Annotated in this window: 8 protein-coding genes and 1 pseudogene; all 9 read left to right on the top strand. The window is 35.6% G+C overall.

Annotation, left to right across the window (positions count from 1 at the left end; genetic code table 11):
• A partial coding sequence (locus tag V7659_RS07695; RefSeq protein WP_335539198.1) for a sensor histidine kinase occupies positions 1-1,329 on the top strand: 1,329 nt, incomplete at its 5' end.
• 22 nt (positions 1,330-1,351) lie between these two features.
• Positions 1,352-1,690 (top strand): response regulator, encoded by a 339-nt coding sequence (locus V7659_RS32270; RefSeq protein ID WP_438825861.1) that lies wholly within the window; start codon positions 1,352-1,354, stop codon positions 1,688-1,690.
• Between the two features lie 67 nt (positions 1,691-1,757).
• The gene (locus V7659_RS07690; RefSeq protein WP_438825862.1) at positions 1,758-2,927 is read left to right on the top strand and encodes a helix-turn-helix transcriptional regulator; all 1,170 of its coding nucleotides are present in this window, start codon (positions 1,758-1,760) and stop codon (positions 2,925-2,927) included.
• Positions 2,928-3,192: 265 nt separating this feature from the next.
• Entirely contained in the window at positions 3,193-4,545 is a 1,353-nt protein-coding gene (locus V7659_RS07685) for an ABC transporter substrate-binding protein (RefSeq protein ID WP_335539195.1), read from the top strand.
• Between the two features lie 233 nt (positions 4,546-4,778).
• Positions 4,779-5,732 (top strand): ABC transporter permease, encoded by a 954-nt coding sequence (locus tag V7659_RS07680; RefSeq protein ID WP_335539200.1) that lies wholly within the window; start codon positions 4,779-4,781, stop codon positions 5,730-5,732.
• 17 nt (positions 5,733-5,749) lie between these two features.
• Positions 5,750-6,637: a carbohydrate ABC transporter permease gene (locus V7659_RS07675; RefSeq protein WP_335539193.1), complete on the top strand. Its 888-nt coding sequence runs from the start codon at positions 5,750-5,752 to the stop codon at positions 6,635-6,637.
• 90 nt (positions 6,638-6,727) lie between these two features.
• Entirely contained in the window at positions 6,728-7,339 is a 612-nt protein-coding gene (locus tag V7659_RS07670) for a YesL family protein (protein WP_335539191.1), read from the top strand.
• A gap of 140 nt (positions 7,340-7,479) precedes the next feature.
• Positions 7,480-9,792 (top strand): annotated as a pseudogene (locus V7659_RS07665) (glycoside hydrolase family 3 C-terminal domain-containing protein).
• Positions 9,793-9,845: 53 nt separating this feature from the next.
• Positions 9,846-10,309 (top strand): sugar-binding domain-containing protein (locus V7659_RS07660; protein ID WP_335539188.1); only part of this gene is annotated, 464 nt, incomplete at its 3' end.

Genomic DNA, 10,309 nt, shown 5'->3' with positions numbered 1-10,309 from the left:
TATACTCAGAAAAATGATGAAGATTTTACAGACCGCATGAATGCAACGGATGAAGTTCATGATTTGCTTGAGAAAAAGCCCGAAAATCTTCTTGAAGGCAAATGGAACTTATGGAAGGGAAAGAAAAATTATTATTTACTATACTATTTAAATATAGATGGAGTCTACGTAGGGGCTTGGGTAAATGTGAACAATTTGATTAAGCCTTTTAAGTATATTGATTTTGGAGAAACAGGCAGAGCCCTGCTTGCATCTTCCGAATTGCAGCCGATCACTAATAAAAAATTTATAGAAGATGAAAAAATAGACTTAACATTGAAGGGAAACAAGTTTGCAGTGTCTGGGGAAAATGAACGCTTTATGGTCATGAAGAAAAAATCATCAAGCGGTGATTTTTATCTTTTAGCATTGATACCAGAAAGTGAAATTTTAGAGAAACTTCCTTTTTTACAAAGAATTTCATCGGTTATTTCTATTGGGGCTGTTTTGTTCTTATTTCTATTTATCTTTATCATGAGAAAGGTTTTTCTTCAACCAATAAATCGAATTGTTTCAGCCATGAAAAAGCTTCGTGAGGGTGATATGGAAGTTCGGCTTCCTATGAACCATAATTCTACGGAGTTTGAAGTGATGAATGGGTCCTTCAACCATATGATATCGGAGATAAAAGACTTAAAAATCAATGTTTACGAAGAAAAGTTAAATTTACAAAGGGCAGAACTAAAGCATTTACAATTACAAATTAACCCGCACTTTTTCCTTAACTCATTAAACATTATTTATAATCTTGCAACAGTTAAAGATTTTGCCATCATTCAAGAAATGTCCAAATGCCTAGCCAATTACTTTCGGTTTATGTTTCGTAGTAATTCGTATTTCGTTAGCTTAGAAGATGAATTAAAACATACGGAGAATTATTTAAAGATTCAACAACTTAGATTTCCAGAAGCTATCAATTATGATGTGGAAGCATCTCCAGAATTGATGAAATGCAATATACCTCCTTTGGTCATTCAAACGATTGCCGAAAATTCTATTAAACATGCTTTTGATATGGATGAACCAATAAAAATTAAAATAACTGTTAAAAAAGACAATGAAGACCCCGGTTTTATGGAAATTAAAATCCAGGATACTGGTGAAGGATTTCCTGAAGAGGTTTTATGGAGTTTAGAAAATGACGTATCACTTACAAACCAGGAAGGGGAACGAATTGGACTTTGGAATGTTAAGCAAAGGTTGAATTTGTTATATGAGGGGCATGCCCATATATACTTTTCAAACGAACAAGGAAAAGGTGCAACTGTCCGCATGAAGGTACCGATATAAAATTCCAATAAAGGAAAGGGGTATGATGATGAATCAATTTCATGTACTTATCGTTGATGATGAAATTCATTCAATTAGAGGCATTCAGGCGGGTGTTAATTGGGAATTACACCATATCTCTACTGTTTATACAGCCAATAACATGAGGCAGGCTCAAGAGGTGTTTTTAAATAATAGGGTGGATCTTTTGCTTTGTGATATTGAAATGCCAAAAGGATCGGGAATTGANNTTTTTAACATGTCATTCAGATTTCGGATATGCAAAGGAAGCATTGCAGTTAAAAAGTTTCAACTATTTATTAAAACCGGTCGATTATCAAGAGCTGGAAGGTGTTATTCACAGTGCCTTGGAAAAAATTAAAAAGGATCAGGATACAAAACAGGTGGAGGAGTCTTACCATCAATTGAAAAAGTCGCACCAATCAGTTATGAAGGAACGATTTTGGTTAGATCTTATTCAACAAGTTATCCCGTCTACCATTGACAAGATTAATGAGCATAAGAAATACCATCATTTATTATATACGGAGTACACAACTTTTCTTCCCATTTTATTTCATGTTCAACGTTGGAAAAAGGAGCTTTCGGTCCATGAAGAAAAATTAAGGGAGAATGCCCTTCAAAATGCAGTAAATGAAGAAATCGCTAAATTCACTATGGATGCCCATGTGGTAAATTTGGGAACTGGTTATATTTTGGTCATTTTGCCCCTAGAAAAAGCCGCAAACATTGAGGAGCTTACATGTAATATTAATGATTTTATTTCTCGATTTGCTCTATATTTCTCATGCGAACTTTGCTGTTATATTGGCAATCAGGTTCCTATCGAGGAGGTAGTAAGCATGGTTCACTTGTTGCAGGATCTTGATCGTAACAATGTAACCAAGAGTAACCAGACCATTGTGTATAAAAATGAAAAAAAGGATTCATGCTCGATTCCGCTGCTACCTGATTATTGGTCGAGTTTAATGAAAAGTGGCCCAAAGGAAAAATTCTTGGATGCAATTAATCAATATTTTAAGGATTGGAAAAAATCAGATGATGATATAAACGCCCAATCACTTCATTTATTTTATCAGGATTTTTTACAATCGGTTTTTTATGTACTCCAAGTAAAAGGGATTCAGGCCAATCAGGTTTTTTCACAAAACTTACTAACTGAAAAGCCTGTAAAAGTGTTGAAATCGTTGGATTTTCTACAAGATTGGGTTATTTATATTGCGGATGTAGCCATGAATCAGCTTCATGTTCCTCAAGAAAAAGGTTCTGTAGTTAACATTGTTAAACAATATATTCGAAACCATCTTGGTGAACAACGGTTAACAAGAGAAGAAATTGCAAATTATGTGTATCTCAATCCTGACTACCTAACAAGACTTTTTAAAAAACAAACAGGAGTATCTATATCCGAATACTTGCAACAGCAGCGTATTGAATATGCAAAAGAATTATTGGCTAGAACAAATTTACCTGTAAGTGAAGTGGCTTTATCTGCTGGATATTCGAATTTTTCCTATTTCTCTACTATTTTCAAAAAGGCAACTGAATTAAATCCAATGGAATATCGAAAAATGGCACTCTCCTCAGATAAGTCGTAATAACAAAAATAAAATGTCGTTTTTTTAGTAAGTGTATTTCTACCCATCCTCTATACTAAAACTAGATAGTTGACAACGCTTTCAAAAGAGTTTTCAACAGATCAAAAAGAATAAGGGGGAAAGAAAGTTGAAGAGTATTAAGTCATTTACAAAGTTTTTAATGATTGTTATGTCTGTGCTTTTGGTTTTGGCTGGGTGCAGTTCCAAGGAAAGCAGTACAAGTAAAAAGGACGGAACTAGCTCCAATAAGCCATATGAAATTACAATGGCTTATTTAACATTAAATACAAAAATAGATGAACTTCCATTGGTTCAAGAAGAAATTAATAAAATTACTAAAAAGAAGATTAATGCTACGGTTAAACTAGTCCCAATAAGTGGCGCAGCATGGCAACAGCAACAAAATTTAATGTTAACAAGCAACGAAAAGCTGGATTTAATCATGTCTTCATCATTCTATGGCTACAATACACAAGCAGCAAAAGGTCAATACCTTCCATTAGATGATTTGCTCCAATCACATGGTCAAGGAATTTCTAATGTGGTTCCAAAACGTCTTTTAGAAGGTAATAAAGTTAACGGGAAAATATACGGTATTCCAAGTATTAGAGACTGGGGTTCTTATTATGGCTTTGCTATGAGAAAGGATTTAGTTGACAAATATAAGATTGATCTTTCTCAAATCAAAACATTTACGGACTTGGAAGATGTTTTTAAAATGGTCAAAGAAAAAGAACCAACATTAACACCAATAGTCAACACATCAATGGGAACATCGGTTGCCACCGCAATTACTGCTGGAAAATTTGATGTGCTAGGGGACAACCTTGGAGTGGTGTCTTTTAAAGATAAGAAAATTGTAAATATGTTTAAAGACCCGCAATATGTAGATGCTGTTAAATTAGCACGAAAGTGGTTCAAAGCGGGTTACATCATTAAGGATTCAGCCACATCAAAAGAATCTGCCGCTAATCTTGTAAAAGCAAATAAAGGATTTGGCTATTTCGCTAAAATGAAGCCAGGTTTTGATGTACAAGAAAAGGGAATAACTGGCTATGAAATGGTTTCAGTAAAATTAACGGATGTTTATTCGTACACAGATGCAGCCACGGGCTTCAACATGTCTATTGCGAGAAGCAGTCAAAATCCTGAAAAAGCGATGGAATTTATCAATTTACTTTATACTGATAAAGACATTATGAATTTACTAGATCTTGGCGTGGAAGGTAAACATTATGTGAAAAATTCGGATGGAACGATTAAATTGCCGGAAGGAGTTAAGGAATCAAAATATGCTTTTAACCAGTGGGAAATTGGAAATAACTTCTTGACTTATCCTTGGGAAGGAAACCCTGCAAATTACTGGGATATAATGAAAGAACATAATGATTCAGCCATTTTTTCTCCTGCATTTGGTTTTACGTTCAATCCAGATTCAGTAAAAACAGAAATTGCTGCAACTACAAACGTATTAAATCAGTACAAGCTAGGACTTGAATCCGGTACTCTAAATCCTGAGAAAAGTTTGCCGGAATTTAATAGTAAGCTTAAAGCATCAGGTCTGGGAAAAATTATTGCGGAAAAACAAAAACAATTTGATAAGTGGAAAGAGAAGTAAGGTAAGGAAAGAGAGCCAGCGGTGCTGGTTCTCTTTTTTTTACTGGCATGCCTTGAGTGGAATTTCATGTTCCTATTAGTCGGATAAACGAAAATAAGAAGTCGTATTATGGATAGTTCCAAAATAATTAGTTTATTAAAATAAAAATATAGCAAGAAATGAAAGTTATTTGTAAGCGAAAACATTTTATTCAGCAAGGGGGAAAAAGGATGTCAGAAGTGACTGTAAAGAAAATGAAAGCAAGCATCCAGGCGATACCAGCTAAAAAGGTAAATAACAGGATGATCAAGTTTAAAAGATTTTCACCTCTTTTTATCATGATGGTACCTGGGTTAATTTATTTGCTGATCAACAATTATTTACCGATGTTCGGATTGGTCATTGCTTTTAAAGATGTTAACTATGCGAAAGGAATCTTCGCAAGTGATTGGATAGGATTTAAAAACTTTGAATACTTATTTAGTTCAAGAGATGCCTTTGTAATTACACGAAATACCATACTCTATAATGGAGGATTTATTATCTTAAATACGTTACTGGCGATAGGTATTGCCATTATGCTCAATGAAATTAAAAATAAGCTGGCGAAAAGCTTTTATCAAAGTGTTATTCTATTGCCATTCTTAATTTCGATGGTTATTGTCAGTTATTTGGGATTTGCCTTTTTAAGCGAAGATGTGGGTTATCTGAATAAAACAATTCTTCCCTTACTTGGGCTGGATGGAGTTTCGTGGTATAACGAAGCAAAATATTGGCCCTATATATTAACCTTCATCAATATATGGAAGGGTGTCGGATTCCTATGTGTCATTTATTTGGCGGCTATTATCGGCATCGACCAGGAGTATTATGAAGCAGCCACTTTAGATGGGGCGAATAAATGGCATCAAATTATTCATATTACCATTCCATCGATTTTGCCAGTCATTATCATGATGACATTACTGTCAATAGGACGAATTTTCTATTCTGATTTTGGTTTGTTTTATCAAGTACCAATGAACTCAGGGGCAATCTACGATACCACGAATGTTATTGACACTTATGTTTACCGAGGTTTAATGCAGCTTGGGGATATCGGGATGTCCGCTGCAGCTGGCCTATATCAATCCATCGTTGGATTTGTACTGGTCCTAATATCCAATTATCTAGTCCGCAGAAAAAGTAAAGACAATGCATTATTTTAAGCAGGAGGTAAGGAAGAATGTATAAATCTGATCGAATTACCCAATTGGTTTCCCATATCTTTTTAATCGTACTTGCGGCAGGCAGCATTATTCCCTTTATCATTCTTTTATCTTCTTCTCTTACAGGTGAAAAGATTATTTTGAAGGATGGTTATTCCTTTTTTCCTAGAGAATTTAGCTTTGCAGCTTATGAGTATTTGTTAAATAATTCTTCAAGTATTTTAAGGGCCTACGGTATTACAATTTTCGTAACTGTATTTGGAACGGTTGTTAGCTTGGCTATAACTGCGTTTTTGGCCTATGCACTTTCACGCCGAGATTTACCTTACAGAAATGTTTTTGCTTTCTTTGTATTCTTCACCTTATTATTCAACGGTGGACTTGTACCAACCTATCTGGTTTATACACAAATTTTTGATTTGAAAAATACGATTTGGGCTTTAATTGTACCTGGTCTGCTTATGAATGGTTTTAACGTATTATTAATGAGGACATTTTTTATAACTTCCATTCCAGAGCCTGTGATTGAATCAGCACGGATGGATGGTGCAGGTGAATTCAGGACTTTTTTCTCCATAGTCCTGCCTTTATCACTGCCTATTTTGGCAACGATTGGATTACTTCAAACCATTCATTATTGGAATGACTGGTTTAATGGTCTCATTTATATTACCGACCCACAACTATTCAGTATCCAAAACATTTTAAACAGGATGCTTGCGGATATTCAGTTTTTAGCGACCAGTGATTTGGGTTCAAACGCCAGTCAGGCAGCTTCGGAAATTCCTTCAACAGGTGTACGGATGGCGATAGCTGTTGTTGGGGTATTACCAATTTTAATTGCGTATCCATTTTTCCAAAAATACCTTGTAAAAGGAATTGCGTTAGGCTCTGTAAAAGGATGATATATTTGTTTATCTAGGAGTAGCCCTATTTTAGGGCTATTTTCCTTAATGTTTGAGTCATAGAAGCGATAAAGGAAGGAGTTATCCTTAATGGAAGGTTTTATGAAGGGGATTCATCGTGTTTCAGAGTGGGTTATGAGATTAATGTATGTAAACGTGCTTTGGATTGTCTTCACGTTTCTTGGTTTGATTGTTCTAGGTTTTTTTCCTGCGACAGCAGCAATGTTCGCTGTTGTCCGAAAGTGGGTAATGAAGCAGGATATTCATGTATTTCAAACGTTTTGGACGGTATATAAAAGTGAATTTCTAAAAAGTAATTGTGTCGGTTTGATTCTGATCGCATTAGGAAGTTTCCTATACTCTAATACAAAGATAATAGAAGCCATATCGTTACCAATATTCAAATTACTTTATATTCCCAATGTTATTTTGATTTTTATTTTCTTCTTTACCTTATTATATATTTTTCCTGTCTTTGTACATTTTCATGTAGGGGTAAAAGGAGTCATTAAAAATGCGGTTATCCTAATGACGATTAATCCAATCGCAACCTTTATAATGGCTGTGTTTACAGGGATTTTCTTTTTTATAACATTTAAGTTTCCTGGATTAATTCCGTTTTTTAGTGGAAGTGCCCCTGCGTTTTTACTTATGTCATTATGCAATTATACATTCAAAAAATTTCATCAAAAGTCGGATTAATGAAAATAGGTGGTCGTAATTCGAATAGTAGAAATAATTCCAGTGTCTTAAAATGTAATTTAAAGGTAGTTAACTTAGAAAAAAAGTAATATTATCCGTCATATCCAATTATGAAAGCGTTAAACATTAAGGAGGATTCTATGAAAAGAAATATCAGAAAATTAATTGAAAAAATGACTCTTGATGAAAAAGCGAGTCTTTGCTCAGGTTTAAATTTTTGGGAGCTAAAAGGAGTAGAGAGATTGGGGATTCCATCGATCTTTGTTACAGATGGTCCTCATGGTCTGCGCAAGCAGCAGTTAAGTGCTGATCATTTAGGACTTAATGATAGTGTTCCGGCAACATGCTTCCCATCAGCAGCAGGTCTTGCGAGTACATGGAATCGTTCACTAATTGAAAAAGTAGGAACTGCACTAGGTGAAGAATGTCAGGCAGAGAATGTAGCTGTCCTACTTGGTCCTGGTGCAAATATTAAACGTTCACCGCTTTGCGGAAGAAACTTTGAATATTTTTCAGAGGATCCTTATCTTTCTTCCGAATTGGCTGCAAGTCATATAACAGGTGTTCAAAGTCAGGGAGTTGGTACTTCCCTTAAACATTTTGCGGTCAATAACCAGGAGCATCGTCGTATGTCTGTCGATGCTATCGTTGATGAAAGAACCTTAAGAGAGATTTATCTTGCCAGTTTTGAACATACAGTTAAGAAAGCACAACCTTGGACGGTAATGTGTTCCTATAACAAAGTAAATGGGACGTATGCTTCAGAAAATAAAACATTATTAACGGATATATTAAAGGATGAATGGGGCTTTGAAGGATTTATCGTCTCAGACTGGGGTGCTGTAAATGAGCGTGCACATGGGGTAGAAGCCGGATTAGATTTAGAAATGCCATCAAGTAATGGAAGCGGTGATAAGAAAATTATTGACGCCGTAAAAAGTGGTATGCTTTCCGAACAGACACTAGACAGAACAGTTGAGAGATTATTAAACATTATTTTTATGGCTGTTGATAACAAAAAAGAAAATGCTGTCTATGCTAAAGAGGAACACCATCAATTAGCTAGAGAAGTAGCAAAGGAAAGTATGGTTTTATTAAAAAATGATGATCAAATTCTCCCACTAAAAAAGCAAGGAGCCATTGCAATCATTGGAGAATTTGCTGTAAGACCAAGATACCAAGGCGGAGGAAGCTCTCATATTAAACCTACAAAACTTGATAATATTTTTGAGGAAATTGAAAAGAGTGCCTCGAATGCAAGTTTGCTTTATTCGCAAGGATACGATCTAAAAACTGATTTAATAAATGAAAAATTGTTGGCAGAGGCAAAGGAGGCTGCGGCTCAGTCGGATGTGGCAATACTATTCGTTGGTCTCCCGGATCGCTATGAATCAGAGGGATACGACAGGGAGCATTTGCGAATTCCAGACAATCACCGGATTTTAATAGAAGCTGTTTCGGAAGTACAACCTAATATAGTTGTTGTATTAAGTAATGGTGCACCAATTGAAATGCCGTGGCTTGATAAAGTAAAAGGCCTTCTTGAAGGATATCTTGGAGGACAGGCACTAGGCGGTGCGATTGCTGATTTACTTTTTGGAATCGAAAGTCCAAGTGGAAAGTTGGCTGAAACGTTCCCAAAAGATTTACGCCATAATCCTTCTTACCTCAACTTCCCAGGCGAAGGAGACAAGGTCGAATACAAGGAAGGAATATTTGTCGGCTACCGTTATTATGATGCTAAAGCAATGGAACCGTTATTCCCATTTGGTTATGGTTTGAGCTATACAAGCTTTGACTATTCAAATCTTAGAATAGAAAAGCCGGAAATAGATGATACAGAAACGGTACAAGTGACGGTTACGGTGAAAAATACGGGTGTAGTTGCTGGAAAGGAAATCGTCCAGTTATATATACGGGATATTGAAAGTACTGTCATCCGTCCCGAAAAAGAACTAAAGGGCTTTGAAAAGGTGGAATTACAACCAGGAGAAGAGCAAGACGTTACCTTTATCTTGGATAAAAGAGCATTTGCTTATTACAACGTTGATATTAAAGACTGGCATGTGGAAAGTGGTTTGTTTGAAGTCCTAGTAGGTAAGTCTTCAGCCGAAATCATTTTAAAAGGCAGTATAAAAGTGGACTCAACTGTTACTATTAAAAAATCAGTCCATAGAAATACAACAATTGGTGATCTTATGGCAGATCCAATTCTTTCACCGATTGTACAAGAAACCCTTACCTAGGCAAATGAAGGAGGCCCATTTGCAAATATGTCCGAAGACTCGGATTCGTTTGAAATGTTTCAGGCGATGATGAAATTTATGCCTCTACGCGCAATGGTTGCTTTCAATCCGGAAAAATTTACTGAGGATATGTTAAATGATCTCCTAAATCAACTGAATGAAGTATTAGGAAATGTTCATGAAGATTTAACCATACGAAACTATTAATTTACTATCCAATTTACTGAACAGATCTATGATTTTAAAAAAGGAGACTAAAGATGTTATATCCTATCGTTACTGAAACACGGTGTATTATTGATCTAAACGGGATATGGAATTTTAAGCTTGATTCGGGAAGTGGTTTTCAGGATAACTGGCAAAATGCAAAATTAACCGACACAATGAGCATGGCTGTTCCATCCTCATTTAATGATATTGGAGTAAATGCAAAAATACGTGATCATGTTGGCTGGGTATGGTATGAACGGGAATTTACTGTTCCATCAAAGCTTCAATCAGAACGTGTGGTTTTGCGATTCGGTTCGGCCACTCATCTAGCTAAGGTGTATGTCAATGGAGAGCTTGTTGTCGAGCATAAGGGCGGCTTTTTACCTTTTGAGGCAGAATTAAATACATTTTTACAAAAAGGAAAAAATCGATTAACGGTTGCTGTCAACAATATTGTCGATTACTCGACTTTACCGGTTGGTACAGTCATAGAAAAGGATATTCCTGGTGTTGG

The organism is Neobacillus drentensis, assembly GCF_036966985.1.
Lineage (GTDB): Bacteria > Bacillota > Bacilli > Bacillales > Cytobacillaceae > Neobacillus > Neobacillus drentensis_E.
The sequence above is the reverse complement of the archived record's forward strand: the minus strand, read 5'-3'. Positions and strand labels throughout refer to the sequence as shown.